Origin of the sequence: Sphingobacterium spiritivorum (genome assembly GCF_016724845.1) — a bacterium.
In the GTDB taxonomy this organism is placed as follows: Bacteria; Bacteroidota; Bacteroidia; order Sphingobacteriales; family Sphingobacteriaceae; genus Sphingobacterium; species Sphingobacterium spiritivorum_A.
The window spans coordinates 1,615,733-1,640,949 of record NZ_CP068082.1; the positions used below are offsets into that span (position 1 = coordinate 1,615,733).

21 protein-coding genes are annotated in these 25,217 nt (G+C 40.7%); 9 read left to right on the forward strand and 12 right to left on the reverse strand.

Annotated elements, in window-relative coordinates:
* Window positions 1-64: 64 nt before the first annotated feature.
* The 5 genes from I6J03_RS06745 to I6J03_RS06765 form a co-directional block, all read right to left on the reverse strand.
* Window positions 65-4,903 carry a DNA repair ATPase gene (locus I6J03_RS06745; RefSeq protein ID WP_201694252.1) on the reverse strand — a complete coding sequence of 1,613 codons (4,839 nt, stop codon included), beginning with the start codon at window positions 4,901-4,903 and terminating at the stop codon, window positions 65-67.
* Between the two features lie 185 nt (window positions 4,904-5,088).
* Window positions 5,089-7,209: a flotillin family protein gene (locus I6J03_RS06750; RefSeq protein WP_003008642.1), complete on the reverse strand. Its 2,121-nt coding sequence runs from the start codon at window positions 7,207-7,209 to the stop codon at window positions 5,089-5,091.
* A 21-nt stretch (window positions 7,210-7,230) separates the two neighbouring features.
* Window positions 7,231-7,911 carry an OB-fold-containig protein gene (locus tag I6J03_RS06755; RefSeq protein WP_003008644.1) on the reverse strand — a complete coding sequence of 227 codons (681 nt, stop codon included), beginning with the start codon at window positions 7,909-7,911 and terminating at the stop codon, window positions 7,231-7,233.
* 152 nt (window positions 7,912-8,063) lie between these two features.
* Window positions 8,064-8,777, reverse strand: coding sequence for a PspA/IM30 family protein (locus I6J03_RS06760; RefSeq protein ID WP_115170023.1), 714 nt, complete (start codon window positions 8,775-8,777; stop codon window positions 8,064-8,066).
* A gap of 4 nt (window positions 8,778-8,781) precedes the next feature.
* Complete coding sequence (locus I6J03_RS06765; protein ID WP_002997592.1) at window positions 8,782-9,171, reverse strand: type III secretion system chaperone family protein; 390 nt, start codon at window positions 9,169-9,171, stop codon at window positions 8,782-8,784.
* A gap of 92 nt (window positions 9,172-9,263) precedes the next feature.
* Here I6J03_RS06765 and I6J03_RS06770 point away from each other — a divergent pair, with 92 nt between their 5' ends.
* The 5 genes from I6J03_RS06770 (at window position 9,264) to I6J03_RS06790 (ending at window position 12,876) form a co-directional block, all read left to right on the forward strand.
* Window positions 9,264-9,926 (forward strand): helix-turn-helix domain-containing protein, encoded by a 663-nt coding sequence (locus I6J03_RS06770; protein ID WP_003008650.1) that lies wholly within the window; start codon window positions 9,264-9,266, stop codon window positions 9,924-9,926.
* An 80-nt stretch (window positions 9,927-10,006) separates the two neighbouring features.
* On the forward strand, window positions 10,007-10,465 hold the full coding sequence (dtd, locus tag I6J03_RS06775) for a D-aminoacyl-tRNA deacylase (protein ID WP_003008652.1): 459 nt from the start codon (window positions 10,007-10,009) through the stop codon (window positions 10,463-10,465).
* The gene (locus I6J03_RS06780) at window positions 10,465-11,556 is read left to right on the forward strand and encodes an alpha/beta fold hydrolase (protein ID WP_003008654.1); all 1,092 of its coding nucleotides are present in this window, start codon (window positions 10,465-10,467) and stop codon (window positions 11,554-11,556) included. The genes dtd and I6J03_RS06780 overlap by 1 nt, the downstream gene beginning before the upstream one ends.
* Window positions 11,525-11,851: a nucleotide pyrophosphohydrolase gene (locus tag I6J03_RS06785; RefSeq protein WP_003008656.1), complete on the forward strand. Its 327-nt coding sequence runs from the start codon at window positions 11,525-11,527 to the stop codon at window positions 11,849-11,851. The genes I6J03_RS06780 and I6J03_RS06785 overlap by 32 nt, the downstream gene beginning before the upstream one ends.
* A 62-nt stretch (window positions 11,852-11,913) precedes the next feature.
* Window positions 11,914-12,876 (forward strand): helix-turn-helix transcriptional regulator, encoded by a 963-nt coding sequence (locus I6J03_RS06790; protein ID WP_002997607.1) that lies wholly within the window; start codon window positions 11,914-11,916, stop codon window positions 12,874-12,876.
* On the opposite strand, the gene I6J03_RS06795 is transcribed toward I6J03_RS06790, so the two are convergent.
* From I6J03_RS06795 to I6J03_RS06805, 3 genes are read right to left on the reverse strand one after another with little or no spacing between them, the layout of a single operon-like run.
* Window positions 12,873-14,714 carry a heme ABC transporter ATP-binding protein gene (locus I6J03_RS06795; protein ID WP_201694254.1) on the reverse strand — a complete coding sequence of 614 codons (1,842 nt, stop codon included), beginning with the start codon at window positions 14,712-14,714 and terminating at the stop codon, window positions 12,873-12,875. The genes I6J03_RS06790 and I6J03_RS06795 overlap by 4 nt on opposite strands.
* 2 nt (window positions 14,715-14,716) lie before the next feature.
* Complete coding sequence (locus tag I6J03_RS06800; protein ID WP_003008662.1) at window positions 14,717-15,760, reverse strand: FecCD family ABC transporter permease; 1,044 nt, start codon at window positions 15,758-15,760, stop codon at window positions 14,717-14,719.
* A gap of 1 nt (window position 15,761) precedes the next feature.
* Entirely contained in the window at window positions 15,762-16,610 is an 849-nt protein-coding gene (locus I6J03_RS06805; protein ID WP_003008664.1) for a heme/hemin ABC transporter substrate-binding protein, read from the reverse strand.
* Between the two features lie 308 nt (window positions 16,611-16,918).
* Between I6J03_RS06805 and I6J03_RS06810 the strand changes: the two genes are divergently transcribed.
* Genes I6J03_RS06810 through I6J03_RS06825 form a run of 4 tightly spaced genes read left to right on the forward strand, consistent with a single transcriptional unit; the run spans window position 16,919 to window position 21,196 of the window.
* Window positions 16,919-19,291 (forward strand): TonB-dependent receptor, encoded by a 2,373-nt coding sequence (locus I6J03_RS06810; RefSeq protein WP_232279747.1) that lies wholly within the window; start codon window positions 16,919-16,921, stop codon window positions 19,289-19,291.
* Window positions 19,292-19,293: 2 nt separating this feature from the next.
* Window positions 19,294-19,995, forward strand: a complete 702-nt coding sequence (locus I6J03_RS06815) for an HmuY family protein (protein ID WP_157600504.1) — start codon at window positions 19,294-19,296, stop codon at window positions 19,993-19,995.
* Window positions 19,996-20,018: 23 nt separating this feature from the next.
* Window positions 20,019-20,579 (forward strand): biliverdin-producing heme oxygenase, encoded by a 561-nt coding sequence (locus I6J03_RS06820; RefSeq protein WP_003008670.1) that lies wholly within the window; start codon window positions 20,019-20,021, stop codon window positions 20,577-20,579.
* A gap of 14 nt (window positions 20,580-20,593) precedes the next feature.
* Window positions 20,594-21,196, forward strand: coding sequence for a hypothetical protein (locus tag I6J03_RS06825; RefSeq protein ID WP_003008672.1), 603 nt, complete (start codon window positions 20,594-20,596; stop codon window positions 21,194-21,196).
* 56 nt (window positions 21,197-21,252) lie between these two features.
* Here I6J03_RS06825 and I6J03_RS06830 read toward each other — a convergent pair whose 3' ends face one another.
* From I6J03_RS06830 to I6J03_RS06845, 4 genes are all read right to left on the reverse strand, one after another.
* A complete protein-coding gene (locus I6J03_RS06830) occupies window positions 21,253-22,152 on the reverse strand; it encodes a hypothetical protein (RefSeq protein ID WP_003008674.1) in 900 nt (299 codons plus the stop codon).
* 67 nt (window positions 22,153-22,219) lie between these two features.
* Window positions 22,220-22,720, reverse strand: coding sequence for a hypothetical protein (locus tag I6J03_RS06835; RefSeq protein WP_157600506.1), 501 nt, complete (start codon window positions 22,718-22,720; stop codon window positions 22,220-22,222).
* A 73-nt stretch (window positions 22,721-22,793) separates the two neighbouring features.
* A complete protein-coding gene (locus I6J03_RS06840) occupies window positions 22,794-23,618 on the reverse strand; it encodes a class I SAM-dependent methyltransferase (protein ID WP_003008678.1) in 825 nt (274 codons plus the stop codon).
* A gap of 401 nt (window positions 23,619-24,019) precedes the next feature.
* Window positions 24,020-25,213: a metallophosphoesterase gene (locus I6J03_RS06845; protein WP_232279748.1), complete on the reverse strand. Its 1,194-nt coding sequence runs from the start codon at window positions 25,211-25,213 to the stop codon at window positions 24,020-24,022.
* Window positions 25,214-25,217 lie beyond the last annotated feature (4 nt).

A 25,217-nucleotide genomic window follows, 5' to 3' on the forward strand; every position in this document is an offset into this window, starting at 1 on the left:
GCATCCTGCGGACAGGAATAAGAAAGGGGGTATTTTCCAGTTGAAAATACCCCTTTTCTTATATCTAATTACCTTTGATAGCTCGGATTATACCTTCCAGATTTTCATTAAATTCTAACAGCTGTGCAAAGACTTTATCATCCTTAGCCATACCGCCATGCTTATTATTCTTTCTGAAAATTTCACGGATCTCGTCCAGTCGCTGCTGCTCCTTATCCGTGATCAGCCCGGCCACCTCTTTTAGTTTCAGAAGGTTTGATTCTGTATCTGCTGTAAGGGTCTGCGATTCACTTTCATAATGTGCCAGAATCAACTGGTCAATCTCTTTATCATTCATCATGGGTAATACAGGCGCAACCAGCTTACTCATATTACGGTAGGATCCCTGCATTTTGAAAGCAGGTTCGGTACGGTAACTGTCCTGCATAGCTGCGCTCTGAATATACTGCTGATTGACACGAATCACGATATCTCTGATTTTAAGGATATGTCTTAACACATGTATAAAATCATCAATCTCCTGCTTCAGGTAATTGCCTTCCAGATCCGGAAGTTGCTCACTCCCCTGCTGCACATACCCGATCAAAGCATAAAAATCCTGAAAAGATTTACCTGCTATTTTTTCCAGATACGGATTTTCAATGGCAGCATTTTCAATAAGACTCAGATTGAATAGATGTGCAGTATCGCCTATTACATCTCCCAGATTGTAGACATCTGCTCTGTTTGCCAACATATCCGGAATCTGAAATTTCGAACCACTTTCAGTATACGGATTTCCGGCCATAACGATACAGAAACGTTTACCCCGCAGATCATAGGTTTTGCTCTCACCATCAAAGATGCCGTCTATCTTACGCTGTCCGTCTGCCAGAGAGATAAACTTCTGCAGGAATTCTGCACTCAGATGCTGAATATCATCCAGATAGAGCATGACATTATCGGCCATTTCAAAAGAAAGGTTTATCTTTTTGAGTTCTTCCCTTTCACCGGATGTTTTGGCTTCTACAGGATCTATCGAGGTAATGGAATGTCCGATAGTCGGCCCGTTGACTTTCACAAAATGTAAGCCCAGGATTTTAGCCAGATATTCCATCAATGTTGTCTTTCCGTATCCCGGAGGAGAGATAAGCAGCAACATACCCATACGGGCAGTACGCTTGTTGTCTCCCGCAGCGCCCAGCTGCTTGGCAAGATTGTTTCCGATCAAAGGAAAGTAAACCTCATTGATCAGTTTATTTCTTACAAATGAAGTCAGCACTTTCGGCTCAAATTCATTGATCTTCAGTTGTTTTTCATACGACTTCCCAAGTTCATCCTTCCATTTGGAAAAGGCTTCAAAACGCGGAACACTTACTGCTGCAAAATTTTCCAGTTTCTCTATAAACTGATGGTAATCCAGGGTATAGATTCCCTGATCGAGAACCGGATGATTGCCCTTTAATCCCTCGATCACTACTGTATCTTTCGCATAAATCCATTCGTAGGCATCTTTTGGAAACAACAGAATTGTAGCCGCTTCTTCGAGATATTTTCGGTCGGCCTCAAATTTGACATGCTCATCAACAAAAGAATGCAGCCAGTTCAGGATAAGATAAAAACGATCCAAAAGATCGAATTGTGTATGATCCAGATCGGCTTCAAACGCTTTTAACAGTTTCTTATCTTCCAGAAACCGTACAAATGCCTGCTGCAACAGGTGAGCGGATTCACTCATCGCAAATTTATCATACCTGACGAATGTTCTAAACAGGTAATTTGCTACCTTTTGCTTCTCTTCGCGCTCTAATGCAACAGGAGCTTCCCAATTTTCTAATCTGAAAAGGATATCATCGATCACCGACTGAAAGCGGTTTGTCTGCGGAAATGTCTTTAACACCGTTCCTGCACTATGGATCAATGCAGTTAATTTCTGCAGTTCATCTTCGGCTAAACTATGCCAGAATAAACAGGCCACAGATCGCACATGTACATTATATCGCAGCAGATCCAGCTTGTCATCCATCTGTTTGATGACAGTATACAGTTGCAGCGCATCCACATTATGCACTCCTTTGATATAGGATTCGGTATATTTTTGTTCAACATACTGATTAATAAACTGCTCCGCATTAAAATCAGGCTGTCCTGAAGCCAAAAATGCCTGATAAGCCAGATATTCAGCACGGTAGACTACTGCATTTTCAGAGACTACTTCCTGATCCCATACATCCTGATAATTGGCCAGTTCTATATTTTTGACAGGCTGATAAAATCCTGTACCCGTAAGATGATAAAACAGTTCATTCTGCTTCCTTAATAAAGTAAGACTGAGAGATTGATTGTTTACTGTGAACTTATGTTTACCTAATGCAATGATGTTTTCCCCGTCTACATATAGCTCAGACTTATCACGAAGTGTACGTAACGCATCTTCCTGAGATTTCTTAAGCTGATTTTCCAGATTTTCTGCTTTGGAGACATCCTGTAGTGTATGCAGTTCAGAAACCAGCTGACGTACTTTATCAATCATCAGATCTGATGCATAGAAGCTCAGAATATCCTCCCGGGAGGCCAGTGTTTTTGATTTGTTTTCAATATTTTTCAATACCCTTAAGCCAATCTGTTCCAGCGAGGAAGTCCGCTTATTGATCTGCTCGACCAATTGCTCTTTTTTCGTATTGAATGCCTTTATGATCTCGTCCCTTTTGTCCGCTATCTTAAGTGCAAAATCATCAAAGCCTGAAAACTTACTTTCCAGTTCTTCCAGTTGTACGACTATTTTGGTGTAGTAGCTATCTGCCTTTTCCGCAGATGTGGACAGTTCCAGATAGTTTACAACGGATTGCTCCAGCAAGGTCAGTTGGGCCGAAAATTCGGCAACTGCCTCCTGGCTTTTGAGTGTATTGAGTTTACGTGTCAGTTGTGCCCGCACCTCATTAAGCATAGAGAATATAACCGAAATCTTCTCTACGATTTTAGTGGTCTGCGTAGCATCTTCTATCTTAAGACTATTCAGGATATCAATCAATAATTCAAGATCTCCCGATATCGTGCCATTGGCTTCTTCGATTGACTGTGCATCAAACACTTTTGTGATAGCATCGACTTTTACTCTCTGGTCATTGACTTTTGCTTCGTATGGAGCCAGGGCTTCTTCGCGCAATAAGAAAGCAACAGTTTTATCTGATAAGTCGGCAATAATTGCACCCAATTGCTCGGTCAGCTTATCAACAGCAGTCAAATCGATGTATCTCACATTCTTGAGATCAATAATTTCTCCCTGCAGTCTGCGCGCATTTGCCAGATGTAGCACGAGCTGATCCAGCGATTCGTATACCGTACTGTTTACACTAAAGATCAGTTCTTCCAGTTTTTTGGAAGTTACCTGCATGACTTCTTCTGCATGCTTGCGCTGTGCCTGTACTTTGACAAACTCATCGATAGCGGTATTGGCCACTTCCCTGATCTGCGTCAAAGGTGCCCCTATATCCATCAATGCATCGTCGTGGACCCAGAAATAGGAGTCCAGCAGTGCATTAGACTTTTTAAGAATATCTTCGTAAAGACCCTCGTATGAATCTTCCTTATTTACCAGTTGTACTACTTCCTGGGCTTCCGCCATAGCCTGTACAATCTGTTTATTGCCTACTTTATACAGAGGGTCATCCTTACGGGATTCATTTTCCTTCAGTACGGCCATATATGGTGTTTCCCATATCTGCACCTGATGATGTCGTGTAGCTTCGGCTTCGGTACGAAAATAAATCAGACTCCCGTCTTTGAAGATGGTAAATCCGTTACAGATAATCGGTGTCTCTACAGATTGCTGTATAATATTGTAGGACATCAGGATATAAGTATTGCTCTTATCCTGAACAAAGACATACAGAAAATCTTCTCCGTTCGGAGAAGCGATCTTTCTCAGAAATTGTACATCATCCAGCTGTGCATCAAATGTCTTGTTTGTTCCATTCTGCAGATAGTATCCGTTGGAGAAGATTATCCCCTGATTGTCAGGCAGCAGGATAGCCGATTCATTGAGAGACCTGAGATTGACAACTTCTTTAGTTCTGAGGTTGAAAATAAAGGCTCTGAATTCTTCCTGATAGGGTTTGATACGGATAGCAATCAGGTTGCCCAGATCGGCATAATAGTATTCTGCATCATCAAGCTGCTGATCGAGATTTGTTACTTTCTCTGCGTAAATCCCTTTGCCACTATCTGTATTATTTTCTATTTTGAAGGTAATATCACCATGCAGTGCTTCTATAAAGACCTTATCCAGAATGGAGATATGCGGAAATTTACCCAATCTTCTGTCTTCAAGTGTCGTCTTTATCCATTCAAATTCATGCTGAGCCGGCTTTTTGACTTCATGTATACTTCTGTCATCCTGGTAATGCAGTTTCCCATCTTTGATCAGCCATTTAAAAGCTTTCAGATCGTCCGCATTCTTACTCGTCTGAAATATCATATACAGATAGTTCTCTGTACGACGAAATTTCGAAAAGATAGAATCCCGGTAATATTTGTACAGATTCTGATAATCTGCCACAAAATCAGGATCATTAATAAGATCCAGGGGCTGGGTTACGAACTGATCATTCTCGAACAGATATATACTGAATACATCATTCAGTTGTATTTCAGTACGCAATCCAAAATGTACATTATAGCCAAAAATACAGAGCTTATCAAAAGCAATAATCCCGCGCGCTACACAATTGTTATCGGTCGTGATTCTTTGATTGGCTTTCAGTACAAAACTGGTGGAATTAAAAACTTCCTTTCTGGCCTGATTCAATTCCCGCAACCGCGCGGAAAGATCTTCCTGCTGAGCCAGAAGACGCTTCCTTATGATTTCGTAAGCCCCTGAATCCAATGTATTGTTATGTTGTTGAAAATCTTTTTTTCCTTCCATAAGATTAAAGTAGAAATCTTCGAATTATTTGATTTCTTTAAATTCTATTTCTCTACCATTTTGATAAAGAGTCTTCTCACCAGATAAAAAAGTATTAATAACCTCTTTCTAAATGAGTTGACAGATTGTATCCGGGCACTCCCTTCCGTAGAAGAATGCACCTCGGATACAACATGTTTATGCTATTAAAGTCCCAGCTTCTTATTTGATATACCCAGATTTCTGGCCATTCCAAACAGTGAGTTTATAAACCCGGCATTTTCCTCATCATTAGATTCTTTTGCCGCCTGCTGCAGTTTGATCAATGCAGCAGAAACAGTCAGATTCTTGATATCATTGGATGAGATACCATATTTATCAGCCAGTCCTTTGATCTTTTCGGCCAGATCTCCGTTGCCATCAGGTCCTATCAGGGAGTTCTTGATATCCAATGCATGTTTGGAGTTATCAATCAGATGATCAAACCCTTTGGAGTTAGACACCTGACGGACAATATTTTCGAAGAACATCGTTTCGCCCCCCACGATATCGATCTTCGCCGATTTGAGTGCTTCAGACAGTACTGCGGACTGTGCATGAGCAATATCTTTCTGAATATGGATGTGTGCCAGTTCTACATCTTTTTCCTTCTGCAACTGCAATTTGAACTCTTCATGCTCTTTACCTACACCGTCCAGTTTCTTCATCGCTTCTGCTTTCTCCTCGATACCGGATGCTTCTGCCAATGCTTTCTCACGTACGACTTCCGCCTGCATTAATCCTTCTTTACGCATTGCTTCGGCTTTCTTCTCAATTACCGTCGCTGCAGCTGTTCCCTGACGTTCTTCTGCTTCGGCCTTAGCAATCATTACTTCTGCCTCCGAAAGACCGATTGCAGCCTCTTCTTTTGCCTGCGCCTCCGCAATGATTTTTCTTGCTTCAGCTTCTTTTGAAGAAGCTTCTTTTTTAGCCTCTGCTTCAATCAGCAACTCCTGTGCTTTTTTCTCTGCAATTTTACGTGCTGCTTCCGCATCGATTACTTTTTTCTCTGCTTCCTGTTCTGCCGCTATTTTAGCAGCTTCAGCAGCTTTTACTGTAGCAATTAATTTTTCTTCTGCTTCCTGCGATGCCAGAATCACTCCGGCTTGTTTCTTACGCTCCACCTCACGGAATACTTCCAGATCTTTAACCCCTTGTTGTTCTTCTATTACGCCTTTCTCTAATTGTACACGTTCCTTGATGACATTTTGTATACCTTTTTTCTCGGTCTCAATAGAACGCTCTTTGTCAATCTGGGCCAATGTCACAATACGCAGACGCTCCGTCTCTTCGAGTGCACGGTCTTTCTCTACACGCTCTGTTTCTACAGCATCTGTACGGAGTTTATTTTTTTCCGCAATAATGATCTGACGGAGTTTATTTTCTTCCTGTACAGCTAAGGATTCTTCTGTCGAAATACGGACCGTTTCGGATTTTAAGCGTTCTTCTTCACGCACTTTAGCGATCTCGGCTTCTTCCCTTGCACGGATATTATCAATTTCTCTCTTCTGACGCTCTTCTTTTTCTGCCAGTTGACGATCCAGTTCCAATATTGCCTCACGTGCTTCTACATTCTGTTTTTTGATTACTTTTTCTTCTTCACGACGGATCAGATTGGCATTCATATTCTGTTTTGCTGTCAATTCAGTGATCTTTTTGATACCTTCCGAGTCCAGGATATTCTCAGGACTCATAAATTTGAGTTCCGTCTGCTCCAGGTAATCGATAGCACAGTCATCCAGGATATAACCATTCAGATCCGTACCAATGATATTAAGGATTTCATCCCTAAACTCGCGACGCGCTTCATAGAGTTCAATAAAGTCAAACTTCTTCCCGACAGTCTTCAATGCTTCAGAAAACTTCGATTCGAAAATACTTTTTAAGGTCTCCGGGTCACTGGCGCGCTCGCATCCCAGATTCTGCGCTACATTGATCACATCGTCGACGGACTTATTGACCCGGACAAAAAAGGCAACCTTTATATCTGCACGGATATTATCCTTACAGATCAGCCCTTCCTGCTGCATACGGCTAATCTCAATCTTCTTGACAGAGATATCCATGATCTCCATTTTATGAAATACCGGAATGACATACATCCCCTTATTGAAAGCCACTTTTGTACCTCCGATACCTGTCCTGACAATGGCTTTCCCCTGCGGGATTTTTTTGTAGAACATGCTCAGGATAATGAAAAAAGCAAAGATCAGGAAAAAGACTATACCGATACCCAGGAGGACCACCATAGTCAATCCGTCTATAAATAAAAGTGTATTACTAGTCATTGGTTAATTTGGTTTTAGTGATTAAATGTTATCTAAGTTAATATCTTTTGTTACGTAATAATATTTTTTGTCTGCCGACTCATCTACAATAATGACCCGGTCTCCGTAGCTGATCTTTTGTTTGTCGTTGCTCACCACATTCAGCCGGATTACATCCTGCTGAATCACAAACTCTGCAGAACCGATGTGCTCTCCCTCTATGGACGATTTCATCTTACCTACCCTTCCCATCAGGTCAAGTGCTTCTTCACCATTGTATCCGACATTGGCATATACTCTGACCAGCGGTTTTGAAACCCAGTGAAGGATAAAGTAGGTCACAATAAATACGGGAATCAGAATCAAAACAGATTTGGTTCCGTATTCCGCAAGATGAAAAACGAGAGATGAAACCAGTGTTATGATCCAGCCAATAAATTTAAAAAGCGTGACGATCACCATTATCGGTACTTTTCCGATGTTGATGTAATCCATCATTTTAGTGAAAAATGAAGGTTCAGCATCGGCGTCTACAGCACCGTCATCTGCTACATCCGTATCCGGCACATCTGCCGCAACATCCATATTGACATGGGTATCTCCGAAATCAAATCCGTCGCCCATCAGCATGGTGAAGAGCCAGTATATCAGAGAAATACCTGTCAATGCGGTCATTATTGCATTGGACAGGGGGTTAAAAAGCAGGTCAATAATTTCTTTCATCGTTTTTTAATTTATCTTGTATTCACCGGATCTCCAAAAGATAGTAAAACCTTCAAAACATTATCCCGGCAGATCGCACCTCTCCAGCAGATACGCTATTCCGGTCTTACTTTATCTTTTTGGAAGCAACGCCAGCAGACGGCTCCTGTATACTATGCCGGATTGTCCGGTGTAATTCCCAGCTGCCGTTTCAGCTCATCCAGTTCATTACTGACGGATTCAGGACCACCGATTGCTTCGTCAATTTCTTCACGAGTCGTTTTGTTGCCTTTCGCGATCTCTCCGTATGCCTGGCTCAGCGCTTCATCTTCTTCTACCTTTTCTTTCATCCGCTCCAGCATACTGATGGTACTGTTGGAATCAATATTTGCCAACTGCTTATTTACCATCTTAGTAGCTGCAGACACTTTTACCCGTGCCTTGAGTGTTGTCAGCTCATTTTCCCATTTAGAGATATTGAACTTCAGGATATCTACATTTTTCTGAATTTCTTCAGCAGAAGCTTTGTGAATAACAGTCTGCTTTTCGAGCTCACGCACCTCAGCCAGCAGTTGGTTTTTCAACAATAAGGCTTCTTTAGCAAGTGACTCTGCCTTTTCAGCGGACAGTTCTCCTTTTTGATTTTTTTGCAACAGCAAAATTGCCTTTTGCTCAAATTCAGCTGATTCTGCACGCTTCTTGTCCGTATTATTCTCCGTACGGATAGCCAGTGCTTTTACTTTGGCATATGCCTCTAAAGCCTGCGCCAGATCATCTTTCATTTCACGGATACCCTGTTCCGTCATTTTGATGGGATCTTCCATCTTCTCTACTACCGAATGGATTTCTGCCTGTCCTATCCGGAAAATTCTCTTAAAAATATTCATTATCTTAATGTTTTGAAAAACTAATTAACTGTTCTTTATATTCGCTCATCAACAGACTCAGAGAACTCAATGCCGCCTGAAATTCATTGAGGTCCAGATTATGAATCTGAAGGGTATAGCGATAAATGACTTTCTCACCATCCTCTGTCAGCGCAAATCCTCCGTGAATAATATCACGATTCTTTACAAGCAACTCTTTAAACATCTCCAGACTCTCATTTCGGATTGTAAACAGGTATTGTTCAAAAATGATAATCGGCATAGCTACCCCTACAATTAAATTGCGGATACCATCCAATTCATTCTCTATAACAAAGACTCCTTCATCTTCATTTTTATGAACAATCTTATATCCTGTTTCTGTGATATATTTTTCAATTTTTGAGAAGCTCATAATTTATTTTTTATATATTGCACATATTGTTTGCATAAAGTTAAATAATGCAAAAATATTTTGCAAATTAATTTTACATATTTTTTCAAAAAATGTCGAATATAGGTTATAATATTAAAAAGTTAAGAAACGTAAAAGGCCTCAGTCAGCAGGCTTTTGCAGAATTGTTTAACTTAACAAGAGGTAACATTTCCTCGTATGAAGAAATGCGGGCTGAACCAAAAATAGACATCGCGCTCAAAATTGCAAATTATTTTAGCATACCACTCAGCAATCTGATCGACAAAAAGCTTTCTGTGAATGAAATTCTCAATTTCAACGACTATTTTGAGGCAAATACTTCCATTGCTCCACCAAAAAATTTAGCAGGCATTCCTTTCCTTTCCCGTGAACGTGTATTTCTGGCTAAAGAATTACACCATAACCTCGAAAGTATTCCCAAAATCTTCTTTCCTCTATACGGTCAGGAAAATTATCTCGCTGTAGAAAACAGTCACTTTATACCCAAACATATAGAGGCTAATAATGAAGAAAACAACATTCTGTTCTTCGGCATGCTGCAGGTTGATAATCTGCATACGCTGGCAGACAAATTTGGCTTATACTTTAGCAAAGAAGATTTTTTCATTGGTAAATTTCAACAAAGCGGAACGGAGATCTCTCTTGTCCTTAACGAATGGAAATCTCAACCGGTATCTATCGACCAGCTGAGCGACTTCTGGAAACTGGAAGGCAGGTACAATCAGATACCCTGATGAGTCGGGTTTTGTTTAAAAACTCGTCAGGCCTTGTCTCTTTTGAATGCTTGTCTTATGATTTTTATTAATATTGCAGGATGCGAGCAGTAATACAACGTGTAACACAGGCATCATGTACAGTAGCGGATGCCGTCACCGGAAAAATTGATCAGGGTCTGTTGATCCTGATTGGTATCGAGGATGCAGATACAGAAGAGGATATGAAATGGATGGCACAGAAATTTGTCAATTTGCGGATTTTCTCTGATGAAAACGGGCTCATGAACAAATCTGTACAGGATATTGATGGCAATATTTTGCTCATCTCCCAGTTCACTTTATTTGCACAGACTAAAAAAGGGAACAGACCATCCTTTATACGTGCTGCACGTCCGGATAAAGCTATTCCGATGTACGAAGCCATGTCGGCTTTTCTGTCCCAGTTGCTAGGCAAAAAAGTACAATGCGGTATTTTCGGTGCTGATATGAAAATTGACCTTCGCAATGACGGCCCTGTGACGATCATTATGAATACACAGGATAAAGATAATTTCTAATGTCATATCATATCTGTCTGAAGCCTTTACTCCTCCTCATGGCCCTGATATCTGTTCATCTGGTTGCCACATCTCAGCAACAGACTGGCCTGAGCTCATATACTCAGGCACATCAGCTTTATACCGCCTATGAAGCCAGACACGGTAATTATATACAAACTCCAAACATACGTCTTCATTATCTCAGCTGGGGCGACCGCAAGAATCCGGCTGTCGTATGGCTGCACGGCAGTCTGACAAATGCATATGAGCTGATGTCCATTGCCCCTCAGCTGGCAGATGCAGGATATTTTGTCATTGCGATGGATTATTACGGACACGGGCAGACCCCGATTCCGGCACATGAGGTATCCCTTTATCATGCGGCAGATGATGTACATTTTCTCCTGAACGAATTAAACATTTCAAAAGCGTATATCGGCGGATTTTCAAGAGGTGCTTACATAGCGACAGCCTTTTATGACAGCTATCCTTCCAGCGTTCGCGGACTTATTCTTGAAGAAGGCGGCACTGTCGCCTTTAACAGTTACTTTCATAGACTCAGTGATGCTACATTAGACAGCCTTATTCAAAAACAGACTGCTCTTTCTTCACAAAGCAATCCTTACCTGCAGGAGTTTGACTCCCAACAGGCTGCTTTTGACTTTTTAAAAGATTCAACGGATCAGTCCCCACAATTTGAACTCCTCTCCTGGATTTCCAGAAATAAACAGGACAAGTGGATTATTTATAAAGATCTGGAACCGTTTCTGGGGCTTTCCACAGCAGAAGATTTCAAAAACATAGTGCTTAGACCCAGCAAGAGTCCCATGTTTGCCCGTTCTATAACGTCTATAGATCCGATGATTATCTATCGTAACCTGAGTGTCCCTGTATTACTTATGGAAGCCTGTTCGGATACTGATCCATTACCATTCGATGAGGAGAACCGTATATTTACGAAGCAGTTCAAACCCTGGGTAATACATAAAAGGTATCCGGGGATTGAACACAATATTCATTTTGAACAACCAAAACTATTTACAAAGGATATTATTGAATTTTTAAATCAACACTATCATGACGATCAAAGAAGCACAGGAGACCATTGACCAGTGGATCAATACTACAGGAATCCGCTATTTTAATGAACTGACCAATACAGCTATGCTGATGGAAGAAGTAGGTGAAGTGGCCAGGATAATGGCCCGGCAATATGGAGAGCAGTCTTTTAAAAAGTCGGATAAAGAAGTGAATCTGGCGGACGAAATGGCTGATGTCCTGTTTGTTCTTATGTGTCTGGCAAATCAGACAGGAATAGATCTGACGGATGCCCTGCAAAAGAACCTGGAAAAGAAATCTATACGGGATGCTGACCGCCATAAAAACAACGAAAAGCTCAAGTAACAAAGTTTTAACAGCAGGATTTATTTAGAATAAATACAAATAGATTATATTTGTAGATAAGGATGGTTATCAAGGCTAAAATAAAGGAACATAACGAATGGTTATTCTGGGAGGAATTGCCCGAGCATCCGCTTGCCCAGACCGCAATTTCGGAAAAACATATAGCCATCAACAAGTTCCCGATTGATATCTCTACGTATCAGATTTTAAGCCGGGGTATCTTTATCCTGCAGGCCGATATGCGATTTGCGCAACAGAGCAAAATTATATCCGAAATTGACAGTGAGGCTATTGTCAGCCAGTTTATTCTTTCCAAAAATGATTCCGGAAGAGGTTATACCTTCAGTAAGCATAATATCCGCTATATTCCCTCTCTTTACGAAGAACATGAGGTAGAGCCGGGACAACAATTCCTGTATTTTCTGCTGATTATGACACCGGAGTTCTACAATAATCTGGTGACTATCCCGAGTCCTTTACATGCGCTTTTCAAAGAGCGTATGAAAAGCAAAACAGTTACTTCTATCGTAGAGGATGATCTCTTTGCTACTGCAGAGATGATCAAGATCATAGAAGATCTGCGCACCACCACGACCAAAAATGAGCTCAAGCAGATCTTTGTCAATGCCCGGGTACTGGAACTGATTATGCTGCAGTTTGAGCAGTTCAATCATGTGGGAGGCAAGCTGGATGACAGCCTCAGGGCTGAAGATATCCAGAAACTGGAAGAAGTATTGCGTATACTGAGAAATCAGTTTGTCAGCCCGCCTACACACAAGCAACTTTCAAAACTGGTATTGCTGAATGAATTTAAACTCAGGAACGGATTTAAGCAGCATTTCGGTACGACAATATACAACTACATCACGCGCATCCGTATGGAGGAGGCCAAGCGCTTAATTATACAGGAACAAAAAAACATGTATGAAGTGGGGATAAAAGTGGGTTTTAAACACCAGGCCAGCTTCACACATGCTTTCAAAAAATATTACGGAATCCTTCCGAGTGAACTTGTCAGAGGTTAATACGTACTTCCCTCTCTGACAGCTACCAAATCCCGCCAGGACTGCAATTCTTCCACACCAGGCTTACGTTTTCCAAAAATCTGAACAATCAGTTCGCCACGACTGTCATAGGCCTCGAGGGCATGTACATCTCCGTCTGTAGATGGCTTGCTCACTATCCAGACTTCCCGGATCTGATCTGTATTCAGATGAAGATTAAATTTGGGATCAAGCACGTTAAACCAGTTTGCCATCCTGGCGATCTTGTCTACATGTCCCGTATGGATCTGAATACAACCTTTATTGGCAACAAAGATCATCAACGGCACCTGTAAAGTACCGGCAGATTCTATACGTTCAGCCAAAGACTCTACTTTTATTTGCTTAGCTCTGCCTTCAGGAGCCAGACGCAAAGCCTGCGTACGTTTGAGATTATATTTTCTTAATATTCCAAAAAATTCATGGCTGTCCTTCATAGCTAACCAGTCCTTTTGAAAACCTGTCACATCCACTTCCGTATCCGGGATATGAACATCTACATATTCTTTTTCTGATTCCAGTGTAAAGTAGTTTTGATCTGCAGCTTTAAATCTGCCGACAAGACGGTGATAAGCTTTATGGTCGCTCTCCTCCGTCAGATATATTTTGTGTACAGCTGTACCGTTCTGATCAAAAAACTGCAAACCGTAGAGTGCGCCCATCCGTACGGCAAATGCGTATTGCCATTGGCTCAGAAATATACGGAGATCTATATCTTCGTCATTGAATAACAGCACATGATCTGTCGCTGTGGGTACGGGATATACACCTTTACGTTCATGTACACAACTTTCATTGCGGGTCAGAGCCATCACATAGCCAAGCTGATTTATCTCCTGTAAAATGGAAAGCATTTCAGGCTGTAACAGAACGACATCATCCGAAAGCTGGGTCAGCAGTAATTGCATTTCACTCACCCCCAAAGCTTTGGCACAATCGTAGATCCGTGCTTTAGGATTTTCCTTTTTATATGCTTCGTATTTTAATTTAAGTTCCATATGCTGGTAGTGTTTATAATTTGAATTGAATGCTGTAGCCGTAAATTCGACTGTCAGCGGATCTATACGAGGTGTCAGGGTTTCGGGGATAATAGAAACCTGAGAATGTACGCCAAATATGGTAAATATATTTTGCGGAGTAAGGACTTCCATAGGCGCCCCGTCCCACCATTTGCGGCCTGATTTCATCATCAGTACACGGTCTGCATATTGAGCAACCAGATTAAGCTCATGCAGAATAGCCACAACCGTAAAGCCCACTTTCGTGAGTGCCTTTGCAATAGCCAGTGTTTTATGCTGAAACTGCATATCCATACTGCTGATGGGCTCATCCAATAAAAGCAATACATTCTTCTGATCCCATACCTGCGCTAATACACGTGCCAGATGTACACGTTGCTGCTCCCCTCCGGATAATTGCTGGATCTTACGATCTGCCAGATGATCTACAGCACATATTTTCATGGTCTCCGCTACCGCTACTTCGTGTTGCTCAACTGAAGTTGAGAGGTGATAACGCCCCATTCTTACAATCTCTTCGACAGTAAAGGGCATACTCATGGCATTCGACTGGTGAAGCAAGGCCCGGTGTAAAGCCAGTTCTTTTAGTTTGTAATTCTTTACCGGCTTGCCTTTGAATAGTAGTTCTCCTTCCGAAGGTTTCAAATCACCGGCAATGAGACGAAGCAAAGATGTCTTCCCTGCCCCGTTTGCTCCGATGATCGCTAAGAACTCGCCTTCAGAAACGGAAAAATCAAAATCCCTGACAATGGTTCTTCCTTTGACCTGATAAGATAAAGAATGTGCCTGCAACATCATCATACTTACATTTTACTTTTATCCCTAATCAATATATATAAAAACACTGGTGTCCCCAGCAGCGCCGTGATCACTCCTATAGGAAGTTCTAACGGCTGAATAATGGTACGTGCGACCAGATCTGACAAGGTAAGAACCAGCGCTCCTGCCAGTGCCGAAGCAACCAGTACATAGCGATTATCAACTCCCCCTACAAGCCGTATGGCATGTGGAACCAGCAGTCCTACAAAGCTGATAACGCCCGAAAAGGCGACCGCAGCTCCTACAGCCAATGTAGAAAAAGTAATCACCAGTACCTTTAACTTTCCAGTATTGACGCCCATCATCTCCGCTTGTGATTCACCTAAGGCAAATACATTCAACTTCTTCCCGAAGAAGGGTAAAGCTAGTATGGGAAGGAGCACACAAGGAAATAAAATTTTTATATTATCCCAGTTTGCCCCGGCCAGACTACCCAGAGACCAGAAGGTAATGGAACGAAGCTGTTGCTCCGTCGCCAGATAACTCAGTAATCCGGTAAGTGCTCCTGCAAATGCATTAATAGCAATTCCAGCCAACAACATGGTTGCAATATGAGGTTTGCCATCCGTAATAGAAATGCGGTATACGAAGAACACTGCTAATGAGGCTCCCAGAAAAGCCGCAAAGGCCAGCATATACGAATTGAATGCTGCAGATACCGCTGCTGCAAGCGCAGCTTCAAAAGAAATGACAATAGCTGCAAATAGTGAAGCGCCTGTAGAGATACCCATAAGGCCCGGTTCGGCAAGCGGATTTCGGAATACACCCTGTATAGCAGCTCCACTTACACCCAATGCCGCTCCGACCAGTACGCCAAGCAAAATTCGTGGCAGACGTATCTGATAGATAACATTCGCATTCAGTTCATCCATCGGTCTGTCGGAAAAAAGATGTAGCTTCTGTAAGAGGATCACGACCACATCCTGACTCGGGATACGTATAGATCCCATACCCAGGGAAAAGATCAGTACCAGAACGAGTAGTATACTCAGCAAACTGTAAATCAGGATATATTTCATTCCGGACATACTAATTAGCCGATATTTTTTCGTGCAATGTACGGATCGCGAGTGGCAGACGAATGCTGAAATTATTAAGCAATGTGGCGTCCATCGTCACAATCCGTTTGTTTTTACCGGCTGTCGTCAGATTGACTCCCGGCATTTTGAGAATACCTTCTTTTCCGCCAAGACTCGAAAGACCAAAGTCAAATAGTAAAATAGCGTCCGGATTGGCCGCTACTAATGCTTCCGTGTTATACGTTTTGAATCCGGTGAAACCTTTCAATGCATTCTGACCTCCGGCCAGTTTAATAACAGCGTCGACGGCTGTATTATCTCCGGCCACACTCATCGCTCCGGCACCGCGCGCATAGACAAACATTGTCTTTACTGCTTTTTTGGATTTCGAAGCGGCAACGGCCTGATTGATATCTTTCTGCAATTGTGCCCCCAGAGTATTAGCATGTGTACTCATATTTACAGCACTACCTACTGATTTGACTAATTGTACTACGCCGTTAACGGTAAATTCCTGCTTTATTAATGCTACCCTTATTTTCAGCGCTTTTAACTGGTTCTGTAAATCCGGACTGAGTTCACCCTCTATAGCCAATACCAGATCAGGACGAAATGCAGATACACCCTCTGCAGATACAGATCTGTTCTTACTCACTTTTGGAAGTGACTTTACATATGCAGGATAATCGCTTGTCACATCTGTAGCAACGATAGATTTACTTAATCCGAGCGCATCCACTACCTCCGTAAGCGTACCATTGAGACTGACAATACGTTTGGGAACAGATTGCTGAGCAAGACTTACCTCCCCGGAAAACAACAGTATAAGTGCAATAAAAAAAATGTTTAACCTCTGCATATTAATATGATTTGATATTTTTCATGTATTTGAATAGAACAAAGCAACTCTTTATTTAAACCAATTCCAAATAGATTACTGCTTAAGAATACATCTGAAAGAGAATGTGAAAACAACTAAATTTTAAAAACAACAAACTGATAAACAATTAATTACAAGCAACTGGACTTCTTCTTACCAAAACAATAAAATACGTTTCGAACAAAATAAAATACAGAACAAACAAATAAAATTACAGATAACATAAATACTTTATGCCAAAGTTTGATGATACTTGCAAAGTTATTTAGATTTATTACAAATAAAAATTGAAGTATTTTATTTCTTTTATTCTCATCATGATGTCTGTTGCAGGAAATACGCAGCTTGCACAAGCCCAGAAAAAAGGCATATTCACAGGAGTAATCCTTGATGAATCCCGTCATCCTGTGTCTCGTGCATCTGTTATTCTGGAGCCGGATCATATTGTAGTTTCAGCAGATGAAAAAGGAGTATTTAGGTTTAACAAGCTATTTCAGGGCACCTATCAGTACAGTATATCAGCCATTGGTTTCGTAACGGACACAGGGTCCGTATATATTGAGGGTACCGGCGGCGAACAACGCGAATTTGTACTTAGAAAATCAAACAGGATATTGGATGAAGTCGCTATCACGCAGACCAATAAAGCCAGACCGACGCTTATAGATCCGGCCAATGCAGCCATGCCTGTAACGGTAATAGATCGTAAAACAATCGAGCTGATGGGTAGCAGAAGACTGGATGAGATACTGAAAGAACAGACCGGTATTGCTATTGTAAATAATACTTCCGGTGGTGCACGCTCTGTAGGTGTGCAGATGCAGGGATTCTCAAGTCAGTATATTATGATCCTGATCGATGGACAGCCTATGCTGGGACGCAACTCGGGAAACTTTGATCTGTCCCGCATATCGGTGGCCAATATCGAACGCATAGAAATTATAAAAGGGGCTTCTTCCTGTCTCTACGGCAGCGATGCTTTGGGCGGTGCCATCAATATTATTACCCGTCTGGGAGCGATCACCCCTCAATTGCATGCTAGTCTCAACTATGGAAGTTTCCAGATTCTGGATGCCACACTGGAAGGAGAAACATCATTTAATAACGGTAAGGGCTCTGCTCTTGTATCTGCAAATTATTATCACACCAATGGATTTAATAACAATAAACAATATATGGAAGGGGGAACTAGCGTTCCTCCGTATACTAACATGGCTGTCCAGGGAAAAGTGCGCCATCAGGTCGGAAGTGATCAGCAGCACATCGGATGGAATGCCAGACTGAATACCCGATCTTCGGATATGACGCGGGTCTACAGTCAGGATTATGCGACAGAGGACAGACAACGCGAACATGATTTCAACACTTCGGTCTATTTTGACAAAAGATTTAATGAACAGTGGAAATCATTATCAACTTATTATTTCTCTTACTATAAGTCTGATATCAATGTCCGGACGCAGCAACAGCAGGCAACGCTGACTAATGATCAGTTTAGCCAGTACATCCACCGCCTGGAACAGCAGGTTGCATATACCAGTGAAACCTTTAATGCAACTTTCGGAGCCGGATTTAATCAGGAACATATGGAAGCTGTCAATAACTTTGCAGCACGTAGCCAGAACTCTTACTTTGCTTATTCTCAGGCTAACAAAGAACTTCTGGAGCAGCTCAGGCTAACAGCAGGACTCCGTTATGACAATACGGAAGGATTTGGCGGAAAACTAAGTCCCAGCTTAGGACTTCAGTATACTGTAATCCCGCAACTGATCCTGAAAACTGGTATCGGAAGCGGTTTTAAAGCGCCCGACTTTAAATCCAGATATCAGGTATTCTATAATCCTGCCGCTAACTATTATGTCATAGGCAATGAAGTATTACGGGAAACATTGACAAAAATGGAGGAAGCCGGCGAGATTTCGGAAATCAGAAAATATGTAGTCAATCAATTAGACCGCAATCTTCAGGCAGAGAAGAATACATCGTTCAATGCCGGATTTACATGGCAGATCAGTAAACAATATACGGTAGAAGGCAGCTATTTTAACCACAAACTCAAAAACCAGATCAACAGCATACAGGTCGCTACCGGCACTCGGAATATGGCCGTTTATTCTTACCAGAATCTGCCTGAATCAGTCAACAAAGGTTTTGATGTAACAGTCACAGCTCAACCTTTAGAGCATCTGACAGTCAATGCAGGCTATCAATACCTTATCGCTAAAGATCTGAGTGTAGAAGACAGTATACGTGCAGGGAACTGGCCCTACAATCAGAATATACACGATCCAGCTACAGGCAACTCCTACGCTCCTACAGCAAAAGATTACTGGGGACTCGAAAACCGCTCGAGACATCAATTCAATGTGGGGCTTATGTATACCTTCAAACCCTGGAATCTGACCCTCAACCTCAGAGCTAATTTCAGAGGCCGTTATCCTTTCGGAGATGCAAACGGCAACCAGTTTATAGATAGGTATGATGTATTTGTCAATGACCATATCCTCTACAATGCAACTATAGAAAAGAAATTTGATAAGCTTCCGTTAACGATCCGGCTGAACGGGGAAAACTTATCCAACTATATAAATTATCTCATCCCCGGTCAGGTCGGAAGGACACTGATTGCAGGGGTATCTTACAGATTAATAAAACACTAATGATGAACAAATTCAGATACGCTATTATTTGCTTTACAGCAGTGACTCTATGGACAGGCTGTTCCAAATCCAATGACGGCCCTAATGTCGAACTGAGTGATGGTACCAGTACAGTGATTGCTGACCTGGCAGGAGATGTAGACGCTTCTGTAGGTAACAGCGCTCCCGGGAAGGAAAAGCGTGATTTCCATACTTTTCTCTTCCGCTTTTCGGACCAGAAACAAACCTGGTTAAAAACAGCAGCCGATTCAGCTAAATATATTAAAGGAACAGATTGGGATATTGCTTTCTCCGGCTTATACAACAGTACGCTGTATGTGAATAATGGTCAGTTAAATGGAAATCCCGCGTCTGGAAATACATCACGACATAAGGTGATACTGGTCAAAGAATCCTATGACAGAGTCAGTACAGCTCCAAGTGATGCTGATTTTGACAAGAGTCAACTCAATGATTTTGGGATGATAATAAACGAAGACTCCCAAGGTTGGTATGATTACAATGTCACTAATCATCTGGTAGCTGTAGTACCTAACAGAACTTATGTAATCAGATTAACGAACGGAAAATATGCCAAACTACAGATTGTCAATATCTATAAAGGCAATCCACCAGCTGTCACTGATCTGAACTGGCCTGCACCATACTTTACATTCAAATATTTCGTCCAGGAAGACGGTTCCAAAAATTTAAAAACCAAGTAATTTATTCTAAAAATTAATACGATATGTTAAACGAGCAAATCAAAGAAGCGACAAAACAAGGTCATCAGGAATTAGAAAAAACTGTTGTGTATAAACTAAAGGCTATTGAAAACAACGCAGACTATGCTGATGTGCTAAAGCATTTCTATGTATTCTTTTCGGGGATTGAACAGCAGATCGACCATTTATTACCGGAAAGTCTGAAATCTTATTATGCTGGGAGAAGAAATGCATCTCATATTGCACAGGATATTGAAGCGCTGGGCGGATCGCTGACAGAACTTCCTTCAGTAGTTCTTCCTCCTCTGCACAATGCAACACAGGCTATAGGCGCACTATACGTGCTGGAAGGCTCTATTATGGGTGGACCCTATATTGTGAAAATGCTGCAACAAAGAGGCATTGAAACAGGTTTTAATTTCTTCAATGGCTATGGGGAACAATCGCACCAAAACTGGGCTAAGTTTACTGGAATCATCAATGCGGAAGTAACAGAGTCGTCAGCTATCGAAGAAGCTATTACTGCAGCTCAGCAAACATTTTCTTCTTTCGGACAACCTTTTAATGCAAATATCTTATCCTAAATAATTTTTAAAAAATGAAATTTACTCAAACCCTTAAACATAGTTTTGCTATTTCACTTTTAGCGCTAACAACTTTTGGATTTAGTTCCTGCTCAGATGATGATAAAGAAATTAAACCGGTAGTACTCGAAGACAGTAAAGCAACTGTGCAGACAGCTACAATTGCTGCATCTGCATCTGCAAAAGGATTTTACAATCTTAATACAAATACTAAGACAGATAGTATTAACAGTACAATTAATATGTCTGATATATTTGGAAGCACTTTAAAACCTTCACACCCAAACACGTACAAGCTTGGATATTTTGATCGCGAGAATACATCTGTAGATGCTATCAATTTAGAAATACTGAAGAAAGTCGAATTGAAAGAAACACCGTCTTTAATAGTAGATGCAACAAGCGCAGGCGCCCCTCTGACTGCTCCAACTTGGGTATATTATGATCACAAGAATGGTTACACAGTAACACCGATCAAAAATAGATATGTCGTACTTTATAAAGGTTCTGATTTTTCAGAAAAAGCAGATGAAATCTATGTATTACAGGCAGATAAAGTAGTTGCAGCGAATGGTGTTGGTACTTATACTATTAAATACAAGAAATACGCAAAGTAATCCGAATATATTTTATAAAAAGGGAGTTGTAAGTATACAACTCCCTTTTTATTTTATTAATTCAGCAAAATGCCGGCACCTAAAGAAAATGTAGCAATAGAAGATCCGACTTCATTTAATCTGGTATGTGTCGATTCTCCATTTGAGTAGAATAACTGATCTGTACCATTTTTAGCATTTAGCAGACTATTATATCGTGCAGAAGCTAAAAAGTAAAATTTAGACGAAGGGCTGTAAGTCACATCAAATACTCCGGACCATTGAGGAGCATCAATCTTGTGTTTAAAACTCACCGGGTGGGCAAATTCCTCTCTCAGATTCCAATTGGCAACAGCAGTATACTTATTTAAAGCAAACTGCGGACTTAAAGACATTTTCCATTTTGGATTTATCACTTTGCCCAACTTTAGACCTATACCGCCTCCCAGCAGCTTACTTTTATATGTACTTCTGAGATCCAGAGTAGGATCAATCATCGTTAATGAGGTATATTGATATTGAGGAAATACATAGCCTTCTACATCTATTCCGCCTCTCCAGAGCAGATAATTGAGTTGCAGTGTAGCAAAAGACACATTCCCTTCTCCGCTATCGTATGTCATATCTCTATCGACCAGGGTTCTGTTGTCTCCGGAATAATCCACATCACGGACAGTACCGGATACAATAAAGCTATGTTCCGCCTGCAAGGTAAGCTTAATTCGCGGATGCAAAATGACAGAAAACCGGGTCCCTGCACCCCACGCCACATTATCCTTCCAGGTCAGCTCTGAAAGAATATTCGGATTCTTACCTTCCATATTTCCGGCGATAGACCAGTTGCTGTTAATCAGATCGACCTTAGGGTAAACAGAAATATCAATATTGTTCTGCGCGGATACTACAGTACGGGTTACTGTAAGAGAGAGCAGTAGTAACAGTACATAATAAAGAGATTTTATCGCTTTCGACACCATTTGAGACTATATAAACTAAAGCATGAATATACAATAATAAACGAATGTATCCATGCTTTAGATTTTTTTAAAATGCAGGGCCTATCTGTGCGCCGTCTGTATTCGGTATACTGACCAGAAACTCTGTTGTAAATTTATATTTTGGAATATCCGCTAATTTGATAGGATATAATATAACCTCATCCTGATAATCATTATTTGCATTAATAGTTGTCCTGGTCTTTAATCGCACATAGTAATTATTCGTGCCCGATACCCTAACCATATCTACACCATGAGACTTATTTGGATAATAAATTCTATCATTATCAAAATTTGCAATTTCATTCTTTTCCGTATTATTCAACCAGAAATTTTGAAACTTTTGATAAACTTTCCAGTAAAAATCTGGCGTTCCGGATAATATATTTTGATCTACATTCCACATTAATGGTAAATCATCAATTACAAAAATCTCATTATTTTTTTGAGAGTTAAAAATTAATGCATTTGAAAAATGGCTAAGATTACTAACATTCACATTCGCCGGTTCAAATCCGATTATTCTGAACTTATCCGGAAATTTCATTAATAGAAAATTCACTTTTCCATTAGAGATTTTCCATCTTTGATGAAGAATACAACCCATTTTCTTACTAAAATTAAACTTCTTTTGTGGTTACAATCATCATATGAGGGCTAAAAGGCAATAAGAATTCTTCATTCTCTGTTGTTGACAAAAGCTCTTTCAGCACTTTCTTTCTTCCTTCATCCAACATATTAGCAAAGAAATTACTGTCAAGCCAAATAATTCCTTCAACAGCATATATCTTCTCAATCTTTAAATTACATTTTAAAAATTCATTTTTAAATTCTGAGGGTTTATGATAAAATGCTTCTGCCAACAACCAAGGAAAATCATCCGGAGGATTATGGATTCCGGTCAATAATTCACTTTTGCACATTTCAAGAAAAGAGGATTTGTAAATGAGTCCGTTTAATAAACCTGCTAAAGTAGAAGCTGTGAAATTAATCCCGAAGCCCAATATAATTCCGCCCTTTTTTACAACTCTTTTTGCTTCTTTTATCACAAGAAGCCGATCCTCTTCCTTTTGTAGATGATACAGAGGTCCATGTAAGATAACCACATCTGCAAAATTATTCGGAAATTCCAGTTTACGGGCTTCGCCTTTGATAACCTGAAACTTATTCTTTAGCTTGCTGGATCTTTCTTTTGCAATATGAAGATGCTTGTCAATAGGTTCTACCAAATAAACCTGATGTTGCAATTTTGATAACCATTCGGAATATTTTCCTGTACCTCCACCAATATCAAGAATGATAGATTGCGGTTTTAAATGTAATTCCATGAGGGATTTAATCCTCTCAAATTCGAAGATGCCCATTCCTTTAGAAAGTCTGTCCTCTTCGGATGCTTTATTATAAAAACGTTCAATAGATGAACTGATTAAATTAGTTTTTCTCATACTAAGTTTTGCGTAGAAAACGCCCAATTAAAATAAAATGATATAAATAGGAAACCGCAACTGTATATAACAGTTGTAAAGAACCTTTAGAATAAAGGTTTGATGATATGTCTACTTAGTATAGAATGTGGTAAAGATAGTAATTTAAAACAAAAAGACTACAGCTAACATCGTATTAATACATTTACTAAATAAGCATTAGGCAGAAAGAAAATATAAAAAATTATTCAATTCGATTAAACTCCTTGAGATTCCTCATATCTGCTATACAATATCAGATAACGGAATCCGTTATTAGTAAACCAAAATAACAATAACACAGTAATCATTATTGTGCTATAAAAAAAGGGATATCTGATGCAGATATCCCTTCGTTGTTTTGTGCTTTTAAAAAGTTTTTATCAGCGTGTTTTGCTGTATGTCCCGACGTTGGTACCATTATCCAGAATCATATTTACTTCCAGTTTCCGGTTATCCGCCTTAACATGAATAAGTGTACGGTTTCCCTCTTTAGGTCCGCCACCTATAAAGACAGGATAGGAGTGCTTGGCCGTAGCTTCATGAAACCCGTAAGTATGGGTATGTCCGCTGATCACGACATCCACTTTATATTTATCAAATAAGGGCGCAAATAAACGTTGTACTTCCATTGGTCCATGCCATTCCCCGGAATAAAACGGCGGAATATGCATAACTACTACCCGGAAAGTGCTCTTTCTGAATGCATCTGAAGCCATTATTTTTTCAGCCCATTTTGCCTGATCAATACGATACTGATCAAAGTCCACTACGCCGGCATAAACTTCTGCTGTATCCGGTTTATCCTCTCCGGTATCCAGCATCAGCCAGGAGACCGGCCCTCTGCGAAATGTTCCGTAATACGTGTTGTCCTCATATCTGAAAAAGGTTTTAAAATCTCTCGAATAAGCACCTCTTGTTTCATGATTACCTCTTAGCATAAAAAACGGTTTTTCGCTGGCAAACCGCTCTCCCAGTGGAGTAAGCAATTTATCATAAAGGTCTTCTTCATTGGTAACGTAGTCAAACATATCTCCATTGAGAATGGCAAAATCAAATTCCGGCTTACCAGCACTATCCAGCAACTGTCCGTAGGAATGTGCTCTTCCGTGAACATCATTATAGATCACACAGGATGTAGCCTGACTATTCTCATCCGGGGTTTTAAATGCATATAAGGGGCTGCTTATCTCTTTGCCATACACGACTTTATAGGCTTCAAACGTGAGGATTTCCTTTGAATATACCCGATACTCATATGTCTTTCCGGGTTGAAGACCGTGTATAGTCAGCACCGTACTGAGGGTATTGGCATTAATAAGTCCGTCTTCAGACTGTACTACTTTCCGAAACTGTTGTTCGCCCTGTGCTCTGACTTCCAGCCAGGTAAAGCCCTTACGATTGATATGGGTCATCACTGTCACCCGATCTCCCTGCAAATCCTGCAGATAAGGTCTCACCCGAAAATCAAAATCCTGTTGTTGTATAGTCTGTGCGAATGCCTGCTGATGAGCAGATAATGCAAATGTTGCCGAAGCAACGCCCATTGATTTTAGAAAATATCTTCTTGTATTCATAATA

Excerpts from the sequence above, each read along its gene's own strand:
- I6J03_RS06745 (WP_201694252.1), bottom strand. The coding sequence starts at position 4,903 with ATGGAAGGAAAAAAAGATTTTCAACAACATAACAATACATTGGATTCA.
- I6J03_RS06750 (WP_003008642.1), bottom strand. The coding sequence starts at position 7,209 with ATGACTAGTAATACACTTTTATTTATAGACGGATTGACTATGGTGGTC.
- I6J03_RS06755 (WP_003008644.1), bottom strand. The coding sequence starts at position 7,911 with ATGAAAGAAATTATTGACCTGCTTTTTAACCCCCTGTCCAATGCAATA.
- I6J03_RS06760 (WP_115170023.1), bottom strand. The coding sequence starts at position 8,777 with ATGAATATTTTTAAGAGAATTTTCCGGATAGGACAGGCAGAAATCCAT.
- I6J03_RS06765 (WP_002997592.1), bottom strand. The coding sequence starts at position 9,171 with ATGAGCTTCTCAAAAATTGAAAAATATATCACAGAAACAGGATATAAG.
- I6J03_RS06770 (WP_003008650.1), top strand. The coding sequence starts at position 9,264 with ATGTCGAATATAGGTTATAATATTAAAAAGTTAAGAAACGTAAAAGGC.
- dtd (WP_003008652.1), top strand. The coding sequence starts at position 10,007 with ATGCGAGCAGTAATACAACGTGTAACACAGGCATCATGTACAGTAGCG.
- I6J03_RS06780 (WP_003008654.1), top strand. The coding sequence starts at position 10,465 with ATGTCATATCATATCTGTCTGAAGCCTTTACTCCTCCTCATGGCCCTG.
- I6J03_RS06785 (WP_003008656.1), top strand. The coding sequence starts at position 11,525 with ATGACGATCAAAGAAGCACAGGAGACCATTGACCAGTGGATCAATACT.
- I6J03_RS06790 (WP_002997607.1), top strand. The coding sequence starts at position 11,914 with ATGGTTATCAAGGCTAAAATAAAGGAACATAACGAATGGTTATTCTGG.
- I6J03_RS06795 (WP_201694254.1), bottom strand. The coding sequence starts at position 14,714 with ATGATGATGTTGCAGGCACATTCTTTATCTTATCAGGTCAAAGGAAGA.
- I6J03_RS06800 (WP_003008662.1), bottom strand. The coding sequence starts at position 15,760 with ATGTCCGGAATGAAATATATCCTGATTTACAGTTTGCTGAGTATACTA.
- I6J03_RS06805 (WP_003008664.1), bottom strand. The coding sequence starts at position 16,610 with ATGCAGAGGTTAAACATTTTTTTTATTGCACTTATACTGTTGTTTTCC.
- I6J03_RS06815 (WP_157600504.1), top strand. The coding sequence starts at position 19,294 with ATGAACAAATTCAGATACGCTATTATTTGCTTTACAGCAGTGACTCTA.
- I6J03_RS06820 (WP_003008670.1), top strand. The coding sequence starts at position 20,019 with ATGTTAAACGAGCAAATCAAAGAAGCGACAAAACAAGGTCATCAGGAA.
- I6J03_RS06825 (WP_003008672.1), top strand. The coding sequence starts at position 20,594 with ATGAAATTTACTCAAACCCTTAAACATAGTTTTGCTATTTCACTTTTA.
- I6J03_RS06830 (WP_003008674.1), bottom strand. The coding sequence starts at position 22,152 with ATGGTGTCGAAAGCGATAAAATCTCTTTATTATGTACTGTTACTACTG.
- I6J03_RS06835 (WP_157600506.1), bottom strand. The coding sequence starts at position 22,720 with ATGAAATTTCCGGATAAGTTCAGAATAATCGGATTTGAACCGGCGAAT.
- I6J03_RS06840 (WP_003008678.1), bottom strand. The coding sequence starts at position 23,618 with ATGAGAAAAACTAATTTAATCAGTTCATCTATTGAACGTTTTTATAAT.
- I6J03_RS06845 (WP_232279748.1), bottom strand. The coding sequence starts at position 25,213 with ATGAATACAAGAAGATATTTTCTAAAATCAATGGGCGTTGCTTCGGCA.